General features: G+C 72.0%; 16 protein-coding genes. 8 read left to right on the forward strand and 8 right to left on the reverse strand.

What is annotated here, in order from left to right; translation table 11 throughout:
- The first annotated feature begins 230 nt into the window (after window positions 1–230).
- Window positions 231–1,520: an ROK family protein gene (locus ACGFZS_RS17080; RefSeq protein ID WP_393795738.1), complete on the forward strand. Its 1,290-nt coding sequence runs from the start codon at window positions 231–233 to the stop codon at window positions 1,518–1,520.
- 70 nt (window positions 1,521–1,590) lie between these two features.
- Entirely contained in the window at window positions 1,591–1,815 is a 225-nt protein-coding gene (locus ACGFZS_RS17085) for a hypothetical protein (RefSeq protein ID WP_393795739.1), read from the forward strand.
- 143 nt (window positions 1,816–1,958) lie between these two features.
- Here the strand turns inward: ACGFZS_RS17085 and ACGFZS_RS17090 are convergent, their stop codons facing one another.
- A complete protein-coding gene (locus ACGFZS_RS17090; RefSeq protein ID WP_393795740.1) occupies window positions 1,959–2,921 on the reverse strand; it encodes an SDR family NAD(P)-dependent oxidoreductase in 963 nt (320 codons plus the stop codon).
- Window positions 2,922–3,398: 477 nt separating this feature from the next.
- On the opposite strand from ACGFZS_RS17090, the gene ACGFZS_RS17095 reads away from it, so the two are divergent.
- The gene (locus tag ACGFZS_RS17095; protein WP_365694945.1) at window positions 3,399–3,656 is read left to right on the forward strand and encodes a hypothetical protein; all 258 of its coding nucleotides are present in this window, start codon (window positions 3,399–3,401) and stop codon (window positions 3,654–3,656) included.
- A gap of 16 nt (window positions 3,657–3,672) precedes the next feature.
- Here the strand turns inward: ACGFZS_RS17095 and ACGFZS_RS17100 are convergent, their stop codons facing one another.
- From ACGFZS_RS17100 to ACGFZS_RS17115, 4 genes are all read right to left on the reverse strand, one after another.
- Window positions 3,673–4,914 carry a ricin-type beta-trefoil lectin domain protein gene (locus ACGFZS_RS17100; protein WP_393795741.1) on the reverse strand — a complete coding sequence of 414 codons (1,242 nt, stop codon included), beginning with the start codon at window positions 4,912–4,914 and terminating at the stop codon, window positions 3,673–3,675.
- A gap of 154 nt (window positions 4,915–5,068) precedes the next feature.
- Window positions 5,069–5,521, reverse strand: a complete 453-nt coding sequence (locus ACGFZS_RS17105; protein ID WP_365695017.1) for a VanZ family protein — start codon at window positions 5,519–5,521, stop codon at window positions 5,069–5,071.
- A 449-nt stretch (window positions 5,522–5,970) separates the two neighbouring features.
- Window positions 5,971–6,603 carry a DUF4230 domain-containing protein gene (locus ACGFZS_RS17110; RefSeq protein ID WP_393659269.1) on the reverse strand — a complete coding sequence of 211 codons (633 nt, stop codon included), beginning with the start codon at window positions 6,601–6,603 and terminating at the stop codon, window positions 5,971–5,973.
- Between the two features lie 181 nt (window positions 6,604–6,784).
- Window positions 6,785–7,600, reverse strand: coding sequence for a helix-turn-helix transcriptional regulator (locus tag ACGFZS_RS17115; protein WP_393795742.1), 816 nt, complete (start codon window positions 7,598–7,600; stop codon window positions 6,785–6,787).
- A 100-nt stretch (window positions 7,601–7,700) separates the two neighbouring features.
- Here ACGFZS_RS17115 and ACGFZS_RS17120 point away from each other — a divergent pair, with 100 nt between their 5' ends.
- On the forward strand, window positions 7,701–8,414 hold the full coding sequence (locus ACGFZS_RS17120) for an SDR family oxidoreductase (protein ID WP_393795743.1): 714 nt from the start codon (window positions 7,701–7,703) through the stop codon (window positions 8,412–8,414).
- Window positions 8,415–8,581: 167 nt separating this feature from the next.
- Complete coding sequence (gene tuf, locus ACGFZS_RS17125; protein ID WP_393658765.1) at window positions 8,582–9,775, forward strand: elongation factor Tu; 1,194 nt, start codon at window positions 8,582–8,584, stop codon at window positions 9,773–9,775.
- 29 nt (window positions 9,776–9,804) lie between these two features.
- Here tuf and ACGFZS_RS17130 read toward each other — a convergent pair whose 3' ends face one another.
- Window positions 9,805–10,197 (reverse strand): anti-sigma factor antagonist, encoded by a 393-nt coding sequence (locus tag ACGFZS_RS17130; RefSeq protein WP_393658767.1) that lies wholly within the window; start codon window positions 10,195–10,197, stop codon window positions 9,805–9,807.
- Window positions 10,198–10,371: 174 nt separating this feature from the next.
- Window positions 10,372–10,800: a MarR family winged helix-turn-helix transcriptional regulator gene (locus ACGFZS_RS17135; RefSeq protein ID WP_393795744.1), complete on the reverse strand. Its 429-nt coding sequence runs from the start codon at window positions 10,798–10,800 to the stop codon at window positions 10,372–10,374.
- A gap of 105 nt (window positions 10,801–10,905) precedes the next feature.
- Here ACGFZS_RS17135 and ACGFZS_RS17140 point away from each other — a divergent pair, with 105 nt between their 5' ends.
- Together ACGFZS_RS17140 and ACGFZS_RS17145 are read left to right on the forward strand one after the other, a co-directional pair.
- A complete protein-coding gene (locus ACGFZS_RS17140) occupies window positions 10,906–12,363 on the forward strand; it encodes an aldehyde dehydrogenase family protein (protein ID WP_393795745.1) in 1,458 nt (485 codons plus the stop codon).
- Window positions 12,364–12,387: 24 nt separating this feature from the next.
- Complete coding sequence (locus ACGFZS_RS17145; RefSeq protein ID WP_393795746.1) at window positions 12,388–13,494, forward strand: NAD(P)-dependent alcohol dehydrogenase; 1,107 nt, start codon at window positions 12,388–12,390, stop codon at window positions 13,492–13,494.
- Between the two features lie 12 nt (window positions 13,495–13,506).
- Here the strand turns inward: ACGFZS_RS17145 and ACGFZS_RS17150 are convergent, their stop codons facing one another.
- Window positions 13,507–14,457: an NADP-dependent oxidoreductase gene (locus ACGFZS_RS17150; protein ID WP_393795747.1), complete on the reverse strand. Its 951-nt coding sequence runs from the start codon at window positions 14,455–14,457 to the stop codon at window positions 13,507–13,509.
- Between the two features lie 158 nt (window positions 14,458–14,615).
- Here ACGFZS_RS17150 and ACGFZS_RS17155 point away from each other — a divergent pair, with 158 nt between their 5' ends.
- Window positions 14,616–15,464 carry a hypothetical protein gene (locus ACGFZS_RS17155; protein ID WP_393795748.1) on the forward strand — a complete coding sequence of 283 codons (849 nt, stop codon included), beginning with the start codon at window positions 14,616–14,618 and terminating at the stop codon, window positions 15,462–15,464.
- Window position 15,465 lies beyond the last annotated feature (1 nt).

The raw sequence follows: 15,465 nt of genomic DNA on the forward strand, positions 1-15,465 counted from the left end.
CCTCGTCATCGGCGCCCTCGTCCGGAGCGCCCCGTCAGGGGCGCGGGGAACTGCGCGACAAGCCCCCACCGGCCCGTCGCCCGCACACCACCCGCACCCCTACCCCGCGACCCCGTACTACCCCCGCCTTAGCTCACAGCGTGAACTAAGGGTTGGGGAAAATATCGCTTCCGGCCCCCCGAAGGAGTATGTTGCAGGTCGGGCAGGGTTCGTGAAGGGAGCGGAGCCACATGACGGGGCGGAACGGGCGCACGGTACGCGACCTCAGAAGGGCCAACCGCACGGCCGTGCTGCAGCGGCTCTATTTCGACGGCCCGCTCAGCCGCTTCGAGCTGGGCCCGGCGACGGGCCTGAGTTCCGGCTCGGTCAGCAACGTGGTCGCCGACCTGGTCGCCGACGGCCTCGTCGAGGAGGCGGGCAGCGTCGACTCCGACGGCGGCCGCCCCCGCACCCTGCTGCGCGTCGCCCCGCACAGCGGCCACATGATCGGCGTGGACGTCGGCGAGACCCGCGTCCGCGTCGAACTCTTCGACCTCAACCTCACCGAACTCGCCCGCGTCGAGCGCCCCCTGGAACAGCAGGGCTACGACGTCGAGGTGATCGTCGGCCACATCCGGGACGGCATCGACGAGGTCCTCGCCACCGAGGGTGCCTCGCCCGAACTGCTGCTCGGGGTCGGTGTCGGCGTCCCCGGCATCGTCGAGCACACCGTCGACCGGGGCGCGGTGGTGCACGGGCAGACCATCGGCTGGGACGCCGTCCCGCTGGAGGAACTGCTCCGGACCGGCTGCCAACTCCGGGACTCCGTGCCGTACTTCATCGACAACGGCGCCAAGACCCTGGGCCAGGCCGAGATGTGGTTCGGCGCGGGGCGCGGCGCGGACAACGCGGTCGTGGTGCTGTTCGGCTCCGGCGTCGGCGCCTGTCTGGTCACCGCCGAGGTGGAGCACGGCCGGGCCGTCGAATGGGGGCACCTGACCGTACGGGTGCGGGGCCGCCGCTGCCGCTGCGGCGCGCTCGGCTGCCTGGAGGCGTACGCGGGAGCCGAGTCGCTGCTCGCCCGCTGGCGCGAGGAGGGCGGCCGGCCGGCCGAGGGCCTCGACGAGGAGTCCGCGCTCACCGCGATGCTCGCCGCCGCCTACCCGCCCGAGGGCACCGAGCCCGACCCGGTCGCGCTCGCGGTCCTGGAGGAGACCGCCGAGTACCTGGGCGCCGGCCTCTCCGACCTGATCAACCTCTTCCAGCCCGAGCGGATCCTGATCGGCGGCTGGGCCGGCCTCCAGCTGGGCGCCCGCTTCCTGCCCGCCGTACGCCGCTACGCGACCACGTACGCGCTACGCCACCCCGCCGAGCAGGTCACCATCGACCTCGGCCGGCTCGGACCGGACGCGGTCACCGTGGGCGCCGCGATCCTGCCTCTCGCCGACTTCTTCGGCCGGGGCGGACGCCGTGCGGAACCCGTGGCCGAGGACCGGCTGCCGGCCTGGCGGACGGCGCTGGAGGAGCGCTCCCCGCGCTGAGCCGGCCCGTTTGAGGACTCCCCGGCGAGGTACTCGCCCACCGCGCGGACCGACACGAGGGGAGTACGCCGTGGGCGACCGACGGGGCGAGCGGCCCGTACCCCGCGACATGCAGGACCAGCAGGCCGGGACCGACGGCCGGGATCCGTGGGACGTGGCCGAGGGCCGTCACCCGGACGGTGGCGACGACGCCGGCCTGCCCGAGACCGACGAGGCCGGGACCGGACCCCGGGGTGCACCGAGCTCGGGGGCGGTGCACCCCGGCGACCCGCTGCCGGACGAGCCGTCCGACTGATCCGGCCGAGGACCCGGTTACCGGGGCGCCGCGAGGATGCGGGCCGCAGGAAGTCCGCTGGCCGGCAACTGGCGGGAGATCTCCGGGAGTTCATCGACCCGGGTCGGGTGGCGCGGCGCGCGGCGGCCTGAGCGCCCCGGGGATCAGGCGAACGCGTTCACGCCCGTCAGCTCCGCCGACAGGTCCCAGAGGCGGGCGGCCTGCTCCGGGTCGACCGCCCAGGCCTTCACGCCCGTCGTCGCGCCCTCCACGGCGGGCTCGGCGATGTCGCAGTCCTCCAGGTACACCCCGCCCATGTCCGCCAGCTGCGGGGAGGTGGCGGCCCAGGTCTGGGTGGCCGCACCCTGCTCGGGCGTCTTGAAGCCCTCCGGGTTCAGGACGGTGCCCTGCTCGTCGATCCAGCCGCGCTCGATCATCTCCTCGCGGGGGATGTGGCGCTGCAGCGGGGTCATGATGCCGCCCGGGTGCAGGGCGAAGGCCCGCACGCCGGCGTCCCGGCCGAGCCGGTCCAGGTGCACGGCGAACAGCACGTTCGCGGTCTTGGCCTGGCCGTACGCCTCCCACTTGTCGTAGCCGTGCGTCCACTGGACGTCGTCCCAGCGCATGCCGGAGAAGTGGTGGGCGCGGGACGAGACCGACACGATCCGGGCGCCGCCCGGCTCGATGGCCGGCCAGAGCCGGTTGACCAGGGCGAAGTGCCCGAGGTGGTTGGTGGCGAACTGGGCCTCCCAGCCGGGGCCGACCCGGGTCTCGGGGCAGGCCATGATCCCCGCGCTGTCGATCATGAAGTCGACGGTCCGGCCGGAGGCCAGGAACCGCTCGGCGAAGCCGCGCACGCTGTCCAGGTCGCCGAGGTCCAGCTCGTCCACCTCGACCCGGTCGAGGCCGGTCAGCGCCTCCCGGGCGGCCTCGGCGCGCCGCGCGGGGACGACGACCTGGGCACCCGCCTCGGTCAGGGCCCTGGTGGTCTCCAGGCCGAGCCCGGAGTAGCCCCCGGTGACGATCGCCAGCCGGCCGCCGAGGTCGAGGCCCGCCAGGACGTCGGCGGCCGTGCTCTCGGCGCCGAAACCGGAACCGATCTTGTGCTGAGGAGTCGTGGTGTTCATGAGGGGAACGCTACGAATTGGAGCGCACTCGAAGTCAAGCGGAGCATCCGGGGGTGCCCCGAACGGCTCCCAACGGCTCCGGAGGGCCCCGAACAGGAGAAAGCCCCGGCCGCGACGGGGGATTCGCGGCCGGGGCGGCCAGGTGGTGGGCACGGATGGCGGTCGCCTCTCGGCGAAACGCTCCACAGGGCTTCAGCCGAACGATCGTCCCTGTGGGCAAAAGGTGAGGCCCGGGGACACTGTCCCATCCGCACCCACGGCTGGTTCAACGGGCAACCACCCTACGGTGTTCCAGACCCGCCCGTGATCCGCGTCACCCCAGGGAACCGCCGGTGCTCCGCGGCCCTCTCACTTCTCAAGTCCGCGCAAACATCCGGGCAAATCTCCGGCCGCCGAAGCGCTGACCAGCGGGGCCACCCCGCCGTCCGGGTGACTCGGGCAGGCCACTTCGGCCCGGGGAGATCTACCCTCGATTGCATGACCGAGATAGCGAGCCCCCACATCTCCCAGCCGCGGATCCTGGTGCTCGGGGTCATGACCGGCAAGCCGGGCTCCTCGCCCTTCCGCATCGTGGAGATCGACGGCGAGGTGGTCGCCGAGGCGAGGGACATCACCCAGGTGCTGTCGGTCGCCGCGGCCTACGGCATCACGGTCCACGACCTCGACGACCCGGGAGTGGTGTGCTGGGTGGGCGGGGACAAGTACACCTGGACGCCCCGCCCACCGCGCCGCTAGCCGACGGGCCGGACGCTCAGCCGACGGTCCACTTCTGGTTGGCGCCGCCCGTGCAGGTCCAGATCTGCAGCCGGGTGCCGTTGGCCGAGTTGTTGCCGGTGACGTCCAGGCACTTGTTCGCCTGGGGGTTCACGATGTCGTGCGCCGAGGAGACGGCCCACTTCTGGGCGGCGGTGCCGTTGCAGTCGTAGAGCTGGACCGTCGTGCCGTCCGCCGTGCCGCCGGAGGTGACGTCCAGGCACTTGCCCAGCGCGCGGATAGTCCCGTCGCTGCCGACCGTCCACTGCTGTGCGGCGGTGCCGTTGCAGTCGTAGAGCTGTACGGCCGTGCCGTTGGCGGAGTTCGCCCCGGCCACGTCCACGCACTTGCCGGCCAGGCCCTTGATGGCGACCCCGGCCGCGGTGTCGCCGGTCGTCACCGACACCGAGTCCACGACCAGCTGCTGCGGGAAGGAGGTGGAGCTGTCCGGGTCGCCCGGCCAGTAGCCGCCGACGGCCAGGTTCAGGATCAGGAAGAACGGCTTGTCGAACGCCCAGGTGTTGCCGCCCACGTCGGCGGGGGTGCGGGTCTGGTAGACGTTGCCGTCGACCGACCACTTGATCGAGTCGGGCGCCCAGTCCACCGCGAAGGTGTGGAAGGCGTCCGCGAAGGCCTGCCCGTTCGACAGTGAGTAGGCCGCGCCTATGCCGGCGGAGCCGGAGTAGCCGGGACCGTGGATGGTGCCGTGCACGGTCGAGGGCTCGTAGCCGACGTTTTCCATCACGTCGATCTCCCCCGAGTTCGGCCAGCCGACCGAACCGATGTCGGTGCCGAGCATCCAGAACGCGGGCCACATGCCCTGCCCGCGCGGGATCTTCATCCGGGCCTCGACATGCCCGTACTGGGCGCTGAACTTCCCGGACGTGTTCATCCGGGCCGAGGTGTACTGACAAGTGCCGTACCAGCACTGGTAGTTGGCGGGATTCTCCTTCTTGGCCGTGATGACCAGGTGGCCCTGGCCGTCGAGGGCCGCGTTGTTGGTGCCCGAGGTGTAGTACTGCCGCTCGTGGTTGTTGACGTTGTCGCCGGTCTCCATCGACCACTTCGAGGAGTCGACCGCCGAGCCGGCGGCCCCGTCGAAGTTGTCGGAGAAGGTGACGGCGGCCGCGCCGGCGTCGGCGGCCCGCGCCTGGCGGGCCGGGCCGACCGCGAAGGAACCGGCCAGTGCGGCGGACAGGACGGCGAACAGGCATCTGCGGAGCAAGCGTGGGGAGGCCACGGCTCCTCCTTCCGTACGGCGGCCGGGCGCGGGGAGGCAGCCGGCCGAGGTGGGGGGTGAAGGCGTCGCCTGTTGATTTAAGGAGTGAGATAAGTGACCCGTCAATACCTTGGTACGGACCAGTCTCGGACGTTCGGGCGGTCGTACTCCGGGCTTACGCCTTGCGCTTGCGCGCGTGCACCGCGCGGCCGAGCCGGCGGCCCAGCAGCAGCCAACCGACCAGCGCCCCGCTGGTGTTGAGGATGACGTCGTCCACGTCGAAGGCCCGGCCGGTGACCAGCGCCCCCTGCGCCAGCTCCACCAGCAGCATCACGATCGCGGTCAGCGCCAGCACCCGCAGGACGCTCCGGGCGCCGGGCGCCAGGACCGGCACCAGGATTCCGAACGGGACCCCGAGCAGGATGTTCCCGCCGATCTGTTTGACGGCGTCACGGAAGGCGGGCTGGTCCAGATAGATCTTGAGGGTGGCGCCGGGATGCAGATTGGTGTGGGCGATCGACACCGACGCCGGGGACGGATCGAGGGTCAGCTGGGCCAGGACGACGGCGAACGCCACCATCGCGGTGAAGGCGCACGTCATGGCCAGCAGCCGCAGCGGAAGGGGCAGCGGACGGCGGTCCGTACCGGACTTGGTCGCGGCCGCCTTACCGCCGCCCGAGCCGCCGGCCTTGGCGGAGGCGCCCTTACGGGACGCGCCGGCCGCCTTGCCAGTGCTACCGGCCTTGCCGGCGTTGCCCGCCTTGCCCTTCTTGGCGGTGCCGCCCGGTTTGGCGGCCGTACCCTTCTTCGGCGCGCCCTCCGGCTCGGCACGGCGGACCCGGACGACGCGTGCGGCCCTGGTGAACAGCCCGGCCCTGCCGCCGGTGCCCCCGTCCTTCTTCGTCTCCTCGGTGGTCCCGCCCTTGCTGGTGCGCGGGCGCGAGGCGGCGCTGGCCATGTCGGTCCTCCACTCTTCAACGTCTCGGCGTGGTAAGCCAGTTACCCAGGAAATGCCCGGCGATGCCGCCCCGCCCGGCGGTGGCCGGAGCACACCGCCGGGCCCTTGGCGCCCGCCCGTCAGACGGTGCCGTAGGACACATGCACCTCCGTGAAGCCGAGGGAGTGCAGCAGGCCCTCCAGCATGTTGGTGGTGTTGGTCTCGGCCCGGGTGGTCAGCCCGCTGTCCTTGGCCGCCGCCGAGATGTGCTTCACGGCCAGCTTCTGCACCGCCTGCTCGCTGTTGGGGTTGTCGGAGAACAGGTCGCCGAGCCGGTCCAGCAGGCCGCGCTCCTTGGAGACGGCGTAGGAGTGGTCGGGGTCCAGGGACGCCTTGCCGAGCTGCGCGTGCGGCAGCCGGATGGTCGCCTCGGTCCGGTCGCCGTTGACCGTCACGTCCTTCTGGTGGATCTTGCCGAGGTCGACATAGGCGTCGACATTGCCCGCCCCGACGTACAGGGTGCGGGTGCCGCGGATCGCGCTGGGCAGGTACTTGGCGTCCTTCTCCAGGTCCACGACGACCTGGAAGTTGCCGGACGCCGCGTCGTAACGGCTCATGTCCGTGATGGACTTGAGCAGCGCGGGACCCGTGTTGTCCCGGGTCTCGGTGCCGAACAGGTCCTTGATGCCCGGCAGCACCGCCAGCTTGATCCCGGCGAACAGCACCACGAGCACCAGCACGAACGCGGTGAGCAGTTTCGCCCAGCCGGGCATCCGCCGGGGCAGGGCCTTGACGGGCGTCTCCTTGGTGGAGCTCGCCTTGCTCTCCTTCGTGGAACTCGCCATGTGACGGTCCTCCTTTCCACCGAGACGAATGCCCGGCAGAAGCCTTGTCAGACCGCGCTGTCGGCCGATTGAGACAGCTGACGCAGGACTGGTACAGAGTGGCGTCCGGTCAGGCCGGTTCGGCCAGTTCGGCGATCCGTCCGGCCGACGGCGAGCCCGGATCCGCCGTGACGAGGACGACCTCCTGGTCGTCCTCCGGCACCAGCAGGACGTCGCAGTTCAGCCGCAGCCGCCCCAGCCCGGGATGGTCGAGGACCTTGGCGCGGTGCCCCGGGGCGTGCACCGGGTGCAGCGCCCAGATCCGCCGGAACTCCGCACTGCCCGCGTGCAACTCGCCCAGCAGGTCGGCGAGCCGGGCGTCGTGCGGATAGCGTTCGGCGGCCCGCCGCAGCCGGGCCACGACGATGTGCCCGAACTCCGCCGCGCTCGAACTCTCGTACATCCGGCCCTGGCCCAGAAAGCGCCGCCGGGCCAGGTTGACCGTCCCGTGCCCCAGGTCCCCGCCGAACAGCCGCTGGGCGAGCGGGTTCCAGGCGACCAGGCCGTACCCGGCGTCGGTGACGATCGCCGCGGTGCCGGGCAGCCGCTCCAGCATCCGGGACACGTGCGGGCGTACCTGCCGGGGCGCCGACGTGCCGGGCGGCGGGGCCGCCGAGCCGGCCAGCCGGAAGAGGTGGCTGCGCTCGGCGGGGGCCAGCCGCAGGGCGCCGGCCAGGGCGTCCAGGACGCGCGGCGAGGGGCGGGGGCCGCGGGCCTGCTCCAGCCGGGTGTAGTAGTCGACCGACACATGGGCCAGCTCGGCGACCTCCTCGCGCCGCAGTCCGGGCGTACGGCGCGGGACGGTGCCCGGCGCCAGGCCCACGGCGGCCGGCCGCAGCGCCGCCCGGCGCTCCCGCAGGAATCGGGCCAGTTCCTGCCTGGCCATACCGCCGCCTCCCCGGTCCGCCTGGTACATCCGCCTGGTACATCCGCCTGGTACAGACGGTCCCTGGCAGGACGGACGCGACCGGGGAACCGTGGCTGTCATGAACGATCGCACAGCACTCGTCACCGGTGCCAACAAGGGCATCGGCTTCCATGTCGCCCGGCTCCTCGCCGAGGAGGGCTGGACCGTCCACGTCGGCTCCCGGGACACCGGGCGCGGCGAGCGGGCCGCCCTGGAGATCGGCGGGGCCGCCCGGCTCCTCGTCCTCGACGTCACCGATCCCGGCAGCGTCGAGCGCGCCGCCGCCCGGATCGAACACCTGGACGTCCTGGTCAACAACGCGGGCGTCCAGCCGGTGACCGGCCCGCCCGCCGCAACCGGCGTCGAGGACCTGCGGCGGACCTACGAGACCAATGTCCTCGGGGTCGTCGCGGTCACCAACGCCTTCCTGCCCGCCCTGCGCCGCTCCGCCCACCCGCGCGTCGTGAACGTCTCCAGCGGCACCGCGTCCCTCACCTGGAGCACGCACCCCAATCCGCAGTTCGCCCACGGCAGCCCCCGGTCCGCCGCCTACCGCTCCTCGAAGGCCGCACTCAACGCGCTGACGGTGTTCTACGCCCAGGAACTGGCCGAGGACGGGATCAAGGTGAACGCCCTCGCCCCGGGGCGGCGGGCCACCGACCTGGTCCCCGGGATCACCGGCGGCGGTGACCCCACCGAGGCCGCGCGCGGCGCCGTACGGCTGGCGCTGCTGCCCGACGACGGGCCGACCGGCGGGTTCTTCTCCTGGGACGGCGCACCCGTGCCGTGGTGAGAGACCTCAAGCAATTTCCGGGCCGGTCTCAACCCGGCTGGCGCCGGTCGTGGAAGACCTGAGTCCGTGAGCGCCCTGTTCGACGAGCCGCGCAAGCTCTAGACAGGAAGGAGGAGTTGTAGCGCTGAACCGCGCTCGGCGGCACCGAGGCGGACGGGAGGCCCCCAGTGGCGAAGGCCAGGTTCGAGCGGACGAAACCGCATGTGAACATCGGCACCATCGGGCACATCGACCACGGCAAGACGACACTCACCGCGGCCATCACCAAGGTGCTGCACGACAAGTTCCCGCAGCTCAACCCGTTCACCCCGTTCGACCAGATCGACAAGGCGCCCGAGGAGCGGCAGCGCGGCATCACCATCTCCATCGCGCACGTCGAGTACCAGACCGAACGCCGGCACTACGCGCACGTCGACTGCCCCGGCCACGCCGACTACATCAAGAACATGATCACCGGGGCCGCCCAGATGGACGGGGCGATCCTGGTGGTCGCGGCCACCGACGGGCCGATGCCGCAGACCAAGGAGCATGTGCTGCTGGCCCGTCAGGTCGGCGTGCCCTACATCGTCGTCGCGCTCAACAAGACCGACATGGTCGACGACGAGGAGATCCTGGAACTGGTGGAGCTGGAGGTGCGCGAACTGCTCACCGAGTACGAGTTCCCCGGCGACGACGTCCCGGTGGTCAGGGTCTCCGCGCTCAAGGCGCTGGCGGGCGACCCCGAGTGGACCGCCGCGCTGCTCGAACTCCTCGACGCCGTGGACGAGTTCGTGCCCGAGCCGGCGCGGGACGTGGACCGGCCGTTCCTGATGCCGATCGAGGACGTCTTCACCATCACCGGCCGAGGCACGGTGGTCACCGGACGGATCGAGCGGGGCGTGCTGCGGGTCAACAGCGAGGTCGAGATCATCGGCATCCACCCGCAGAAGACCAGGACCACGGTCACCGGCGTCGAGATGTTCCGGAAACTGCTCGACGAGGGCCGGGCCGGGGAGAACGTCGGGCTGCTGCTGCGCGGGGTCAAGCGGGACGACGTGGAGCGCGGCCAGGTCGTCGTCAAACCCGGATCGGTCACCCCGCACGTGGAGTTCGAGGCGCGGGCGTACATCCTCTCCAAGGACGAGGGCGGCCGGCACACCCCGTTCTTCCAGAACTACCGTCCCCAGTTCTACTTCCGCACCACCGACGTGACCGGAGTGGTCACCCTGCCCCCGGGCACCGAGATGGTGATGCCGGGCGACAACACCACCATGCGCATCCAGCTGATCCAGCCGATCGCGATGGAGGAGGGGCTGAAGTTCGCCATCCGCGAGGGCGGGCGGACGGTCGGCGCCGGTCAGGTCACGAAGATCCTCACATAGCGTCCGCGGGACAGCGCCCGCGGACGGCGTCATAAGGTGCCGGACGTGGCCTCCGGCTGGTCCAGGGCCGCATCCAGCGTCGCCAGCGGCGGCAGCAGCCGCGACAGTCCCGTCACCCTCAGCACCCGCAGGGTCAGCGGGTGGGTGCAGACCAGCGTGAGCTGTCCGTCGCGCTCCAGCACCCGGCTGCGGGCCCGGTAGAGCAGCCGCAGCCCGGAGCAGTCGAAGAACTCGATGTGCCGCAGGTCGATCACCACCAGGGAGCTGTCCCGCGCGGTCACCCGGTCCAGGTACGGCGCCATCTCCGTGGCCGCCGCGATGTCGATCTCGCCGCGGAACTCCAGCACCGTGTGTCCGCGGTCCTGACGGATGCGCAGATGCCGGGTGAGCGACGCGGGGTCCTGTCGGGGTTCCTGGCGCACGACGGCATCACCTCCCACCCCTGCCGGTTCAATTCCGTTCCCCGCCCTGCAAGTTACCCTCGATGGAGGGAATTTGAGCATGTTCGATTGACATATGTCTGCTGCTTCGGCACGCCATTTTCTGTGGCGTGCGCGACAGTCGGCGAACGGGCACGTGGGAGCGGTACCGCTCCGCTAGGAAAGCGCGTGCCAGGCCTTGCTGAGCGCCTGGCGGAACTGCTCCTCCTGGTGCGAGGTGAGCTCCCGCACCATCCGTTCCTCCAGCTCCCGCACCGGCCCGGCCACCCCGGCGAGCAGCTCGCGCGCGGAGTCGGTCAGCAGGATCAGCAGCTCGCGCCGGTTGCGCGGATTGCGCTCCCGCCGGATCAGCCCGCGGCTCTCCAGGGACCGTACGAGATCGGCCATCGACTGGGCGGTCACGAAGGAGTCCCGCGCCAACTGGGCGGCCGACAGGCCGTCATGGCGCTCCAGGACGGTCAGGGCCGTGTACTGCAGCGCCGTGATCCCGGCGGGCTTCACCAGCTCGTCGAGATGTGAGCGCACCACCAGCTCCACCTGCTTGACCATGTACAGCAGCGAGGGGCCTGTCTTTGTACCGACCATGCGTGCACCCTAGAGCATTGACAGGAATCCTGTCTGTAGTGAGACTGCCCACCAACAGGAAACCTGTTTGTTGAAGGTTTGGCGATCAACGCTGGGAGTGGGCCAATGACGACCACCTTCGGGACCGGACCGGGACAGCTGTTCATCGCGGGGCAATGGCGGGAGGCCGCCGACGGGACCCGCACGGAGGTGACCGACCCGGCCACCGGCCAGGTGATCACCACCGTCGCGGAGGCCGGCGCCGCCGACGTCGACGCCGCCGTGCGCGCCGCCCGCGAGGCCTTCGACGCGGGGGAGTGGTCGGGGCTCAGCGGCCGGGAACGCGGCCGGGTGCTGCACCGGATCGCCGAGCTGATCCGGGAGAACGCCGAGGAGATCGCCGCCCTGGAGAGCCTGGACGTCGGCAAGCCGATCACGCTCGCCGGAGCCGTCGACGTCACCAACGCGGCCAACGACTACGAGCACTTCGCGGCGCTCGCCCACGCACTGGACGGCGCCGTCCGCGACGTCCAGCTCAACGCCCTCGCCTACACCCGCCGCGAACCCCTGGGCGTGGTCGCCGCCATCACCCCGTTCAACTTCCCCCTCATCCTGGCCGGTTCGAAGATCGGCCCGGCCCTCGCCGCCGGCAACACGGTCGTCCACAAGCCCGCCGACGAGACCCCGCTCAGCGCCCTCTACATGGCCCGGCTGTTCCAGGAGGCGGGTGTCCCCGACGGCGTCGTCAACGTCGTCACCGGCGCCGGACCGGTCGCCGGCGAGGCCCTGCTGCGCCACCCGGGCGTCGACAAGGTCGCCTTCACCGGCTCCACCGCCATCGGCCGGCACGTCGCGGGCACGGCGGGCCAGGCGCTCAAGCCGGTCACCGTGGAACTCGGCGGCAACGCGGCCCACCTCGTCTTCGAGGACGCCGACCTGGAGAAGGCCGTCGGCGCGGTCATCAAGGCCTTCGTCTTCAACACCGGCCAGTTCTGCATGGGCGGCCCCCGCCTCCTGGTCGCCCGCCCGGTCTACGCCACCCTGCTCGGCATCCTCGCCGAGGCCGTCCCCGGCGTCCCGGTCGGCGACCCGCGCGACCCGGCCACCGTCGTCGGACCGATGGCGGGCGAGAAGCACCTGCGCAAGGTCGAGGAGTACGTCGAACTCGCCCGCAAGGAGGGCGCCCGCATCGTCTGCGGCGGCGAACGCCTCGACCTGGACGGCGGCTTCTACTACCGGCCGACCGTCATCGCCGACCTGCCCAACGACTCCCGGGTGATCCAGGACGAGATCTTCGGCCCCGTCCTCACCGTGCAGCCCTTCGACTCCGAGGACGAGGCCGTCGCCCTCGCCAACTCCACTCCGTACGGCCTGGCTTCGGGCATCCAGACCGGCAACCTGGCCCGCGCGCACCGGGTCGCCGCCCGCCTCCAGGCCGGCATCGTCTGGGTCAACGACTGGGCGATGCTCGACCCCGCCGTCCCCTTCGGCGGCGTCAAGGCCTCCGGCTTCGGCCGCGAGTACGGCCCCGAGTCCCTCGCCGCCTACACCCAGGTCAAGTCCGTCGTCATCTCGCTCGACTGAGCCCGCAGACCAGGAGTCCGTACGATGTCCCTCACCACCCGAGCCGCCGTCGTCGAGTCCGGCGGCGCGCCCTTCACCCTCGCCGAGGTCGAACTCGACCAGCCGGGCCCCTACGAGGCGCTGGTCCGCATGGTGGCCACCGGCCTGTGCCACACCGACCTCGGTGTGGCCAGCGGCGGGCTGCCCTTCCCGCTGCCCGGAGTCCTCGGCCACGAGGGCGCCGGGGTCGTCGAAGCCGTCGGCTCCGCCGTCACCGGCGTGGCCCCCGGCGACCATGTCGTGCTGTCCTTCACCTCCTGCGGGGCCTGCCCCAACTGCCACGGCGGCCACCCCGCCTACTGCGCCACCTGGCTGCCGCTCAACCTGATCGGCGGCCGGCGCGCCGACGGCACCCACACCGTCAGCCGTGGCGGCGAGCCGCTCGGCGGCCACTTCTTCGGCCAGTCCTCCTTCGCCGAGCGGGCGTTGGTGGACGAGCGCAGCCTGGTCAAGGTCGACCCGGAGGTCCCGCTGGAGTCGATCGCCCCGCTCGGCTGCGGGGTGCAGACCGGGGTCGGTGCCGTGTGGAACGTACTGGAGCCGGCCACCGGCAGCACGATCGTCGTGCTGGGCGCCGGAGCGGTCGGCCTGTCGGCGGTCATGGCGGCCGCGCTCACCCCCGCCACCACGATCGTCGCCGTCGACCGGGTGGCCGAACGCCTGGAGCTGGCAAGGGAGTTGGGTGCCACGCACACCGTCGACGCGACCCGGGAGAGCGTCTCCGAGGCACTCGGGCGGATCTCGGACGGAGCCGGCGCCGACGGAATCGTGGAGACGACCGGCAGCACCGCCGTGCTGCGCCAGGGCGTCGACGCGCTCGCCGCCCGCGGCACCCTGGTCGTCGTCGGCGCCCCGCCCTTCGGCACCGAAGTCTCCCTGGACGTCAACGGGTTGCTGGGCGGCAAGCGGATCGTCGGGCTGACCCTCGGGGACAGCGAGACCCAGGCCTTCATCCCGGCCCTGGTCCGCCTGGTCCGCGAGGGCCGGCTGCCGCTGCACCGGCTGATCACGACCTACCCGTTCGCCGAGATCGACCGGGCGGTGCGGGACATGAGCACGGGCAAGGCGATCAAGCCCGTGCTCACCTTCTGACCCCCGACCGCGTCAGTCCACCACCAGGACCAGCTTGCCCGTGGTCCGGCCGGTGCCGCCCAGCTCGTGCGCCTTGGCGGCATCGGCCAGCGGGAAGGTCCCCGCGACGGTGGCCCGCAGCTTCCCCTCCTCGACCAGGGAGGCGACCGCCCGCATCCCGGCCCGGTCGGCGTCCACCAGCATCCGCACCGCCCGCACGCCGAGCCGCCCGGCCTCCTCGTACAGCTGGGGGCTGCCCACCGGCAGGATCGACACCAGGACCCCGCCGGGCCGCAGCACCCGCAGCGAGGCCGTCGCGGTGTCGCCGCCGACGGTGTCGAGCACCACGTCCACGTCCCGGACCGCCTCGGTGACGTCCACCGACCGGTAGTCGACCGGCTCGTCCACGCCGATCTCCCGCAGGAAGTCGTGCTTGCCCGCGCTCGCCGTGCCGATCACGTACGCCCCGCGCGCCTTGGCGATCTGCACCGCCACATGCCCGACCCCGCCGGCCGCCGCGTGGATCAGCACCCGCTGTCCCGCCCGCACGTCGGCGTACTCCACCAGCGCCTGCCAGGCCGTCAGGGACACCAGCGGCAGCGCGCCCGCCTGCACGTGGTCGATCACGTCCGGCTTGGGCACCAGGGCCCGGGCCGGCAGGATCGCGTACTCGGCGTGCGTGCCGTGCCCGAACGGGTAGGGCGCCATGCCGAAGACCTCGTCCCCGGGCCGGAAGGCGGCCACGCCGACACCGGTCTCCTCGACCGTGCCGGAGACGTCCCAGCCGAGGACGAAGGGCGGCTCGCCCAGGAAGGCGCCGAGTTCCCGGTGCTTCCAGTCGGTCGGGTTGAGACCGGCCGCCCGCACCCGGACCAGCACCTCGTTGGGGCGCGGCCTCGGCCGCGCCACCTCGACCACCTTCAGGACCTCGGGGCCGCCGAGGACGTCCTGGCTGATCGCACGCATCGTGTCCACATCGTTCATGGTCACCCAGCCTGCCCGGGCGCGCCCCTCCTGGAAATGGCACGATTGCCAAGCTTCGATGGAATCGTGCCAAGCGGTGGAACCCGGCGGACCCGCGTGAACGTTCCGGCCCGCTCCGGCGTCGAAGGGCGGCAGGGCGACGAGGAACAGGGGCGGGCATGCGCGGAGGTCTGGTGGCGGCGACGGTGCTGGTGATGGCCGCGGCGGTGGCCTGTGACGGCGGGATCCGGCCGGCCGTCGTGGTGGAGGGGACGCCGCCGGCGACGCCGTACCGGGGACCGCTGGACATCCCCACCAAGGAGGTCGACGAGAGCACCCCGCAGGCCCTGCGCACCGCCTCCGGGGCCGCGGGCCGGGCCCTGGAGTGCGACGGGGAGATCTACTGGGGCGGCGGACCCGACGGCTGGAGCAGCGACGACGGCGGCGACTCGCCCGAGGACGGCCTCCGGCTCTTCTTCCACCTGTTCGACCCGGAGGTACCGCGCGGCGGCTACCGCGTGGAGCGGCGGGAGGCCGACCGCGTCCTGTACTCCTACGACGTCGGCGGCCGCACCAAGGTGGCCGTCGTGGTCGCCAAGGACCAGCAGGACCGGCCCGGCTGGGGACCGGAGACCCATGCCACCTGCGACCCCTCCGAACTCCCGGCGAGCGTCACGTCGGGACCCGGGTGGCACGACATCTGGACGGACGCGCACGGCCGGCGGGTGCCGGTGGCCACGATCACCAGTTCCTCCGGGCCGGAGCACTGCGGCTGGCAGTCCGCGGTCTTCCTGACCCTCGGCGACCGGACGTACGTCCGCGATCCGCACGGCGTGTTCGCGGACGACCCGGCGCTCACCGGCCGCTACGAGGACGACGTCCCCATGCCCGCCGACGCCCACGACACCGGATACCGGCTCCGCGACTGGCGGCTGTGGCTGACGGACGACGGGGACACGGCATACGTGCGGACCTCCCACGGCGTCGAGGCCTGGCCGAAGGAGCGGCGCCGGTTCGCCTGCGCCTGAG

The sequence above is a fragment of the Streptomyces sp. NPDC048288 genome (assembly GCF_043201555.1).
In the GTDB taxonomy this organism is placed as follows: domain Bacteria; phylum Actinomycetota; class Actinomycetes; order Streptomycetales; family Streptomycetaceae; genus Streptomyces.

Coding starts and splice junctions, on each gene's coding strand:
- ACGFZS_RS17080 (WP_393795738.1), top strand. CDS start 231: ATGACGGGGCGGAACGGGCGCACGGTACGCGACCTCAGAAGGGCCAAC.
- ACGFZS_RS17090 (WP_393795740.1), bottom strand. CDS start 2,921: ATGAACACCACGACTCCTCAGCACAAGATCGGTTCCGGTTTCGGCGCC.
- ACGFZS_RS17095 (WP_365694945.1), top strand. CDS start 3,399: ATGACCGAGATAGCGAGCCCCCACATCTCCCAGCCGCGGATCCTGGTG.
- ACGFZS_RS17110 (WP_393659269.1), bottom strand. CDS start 6,603: ATGCCCGGCTGGGCGAAACTGCTCACCGCGTTCGTGCTGGTGCTCGTG.
- ACGFZS_RS17115 (WP_393795742.1), bottom strand. CDS start 7,600: ATGGCCAGGCAGGAACTGGCCCGATTCCTGCGGGAGCGCCGGGCGGCG.
- ACGFZS_RS17120 (WP_393795743.1), top strand. CDS start 7,701: ATGAACGATCGCACAGCACTCGTCACCGGTGCCAACAAGGGCATCGGC.
- ACGFZS_RS17135 (WP_393795744.1), bottom strand. CDS start 10,800: ATGGTCGGTACAAAGACAGGCCCCTCGCTGCTGTACATGGTCAAGCAG.
- ACGFZS_RS17140 (WP_393795745.1), top strand. CDS start 10,906: ATGACGACCACCTTCGGGACCGGACCGGGACAGCTGTTCATCGCGGGG.
- ACGFZS_RS17145 (WP_393795746.1), top strand. CDS start 12,388: ATGTCCCTCACCACCCGAGCCGCCGTCGTCGAGTCCGGCGGCGCGCCC.
- ACGFZS_RS17150 (WP_393795747.1), bottom strand. CDS start 14,457: ATGAACGATGTGGACACGATGCGTGCGATCAGCCAGGACGTCCTCGGC.
- ACGFZS_RS17155 (WP_393795748.1), top strand. CDS start 14,616: ATGCGCGGAGGTCTGGTGGCGGCGACGGTGCTGGTGATGGCCGCGGCG.